This is a genomic window from Vibrio sp. YT-18, assembly GCF_033337345.1.
GTDB lineage: Bacteria > Pseudomonadota > Gammaproteobacteria > Enterobacterales > Vibrionaceae > Vibrio > Vibrio alginolyticus.
On sequence record NZ_JAWOQO010000188.1, the window covers coordinates 1 to 1159 of the forward strand.

At 46.4% G+C, this 1159-nt stretch carries 1 protein-coding gene; it reads left to right on the forward strand.

Annotation, left to right across the window (positions count from 1 at the left end):
• Positions 1–1159: cyclopropane-fatty-acyl-phospholipid synthase family protein (locus R7M72_RS25340; protein WP_318056487.1), on the forward strand; the 1159-nt coding region annotated here is incomplete at both ends.

Consider the following 1159-nt stretch of genomic DNA (forward strand, 5'->3'; position numbering starts at 1 on the left):
CCGCGCAAACTGACGATGACTCAGAAAGCTGCTCGCGGAGTTATTTTTCAATGTCTGCAAAAGATGGAAATGGGTTGCTTAACCATTATTGAATCGTTTCATACTGAGACAAAGGAGCGCAGTGAACGTTTTACTGCGCCAAACGGAGAATACAGTGGCCAACCTGTCGTTGCGACCATTGAGGTTAAGCACCCAGGTTTTTACTCCAGAATATTACAAGGCGGTAGCATCGCTGCCGGTGAGGCGTACATGGATGGCTGGTGGGACAGTCCAGATTTAACGGCATTGATGAAGCTGATGGCGCTAAATATGCGGGCCCTTGATAAGCTTGAGGAGCAGGGTAGTTGGCTTACCAAGTTACTTTATAAGTTTAGCCATTGGACGAATCGAAACTCGCAAGAAAACTCTCGGAAGAACATCCATGCTCATTACGATTTAGGCAATGATTTGTATGAAGCTTTTTTAGATACCAACATGCTGTACTCATCAGCGCTTTACCACACAAGTTCCGACTCCTTAGAGCAAGCTCAAATCAATAAAATGGAACGCTTGTGCCAGCAGTTGGATCTTCAATCTACCGACCATGTGATTGAGATTGGCACAGGGTGGGGGGCGATGGCGATATACATGGCTGAGCAATACGGTTGCCGAGTGACAACAACGACCATTTCGGAAGAGCAGCATGAATATGCTCGACAGCAAATCGTACAACGAGGTTTAGCCGATCGAATTACTTTACTTAAAGAAGACTATCGTAACCTTACTGGGACGTACGATAAATTGGTTTCTATCGAGATGATTGAAGCCGTGGGGAAACAGTTCTTAGCTTCCTACATCAAAAAATGCGAGTCGTTATTAAAACCTCGCGGCCTGATGGCTATCCAAGCGATTACGATTGCGGACCAGCGCTACGACTATTACAGCAACAATGTCGATTTTATTCAGAAATACATTTTTCCCGGTGGCTTTTTGCCTTCCGTGACCTCGTTGACTCAGGCAACCACACAACACAGCGACTTGCTGTTGAGGGATCTTTACGATATCGGCCTCGACTATGCCAAAACCTTGGCACACTGGCACCGTCGCTTTAATCAAGCCGAAACTGAAGTGCGTGCTTTGGGTTATGACGAACGCTTCATTCGCATGTGGCGCTACTACC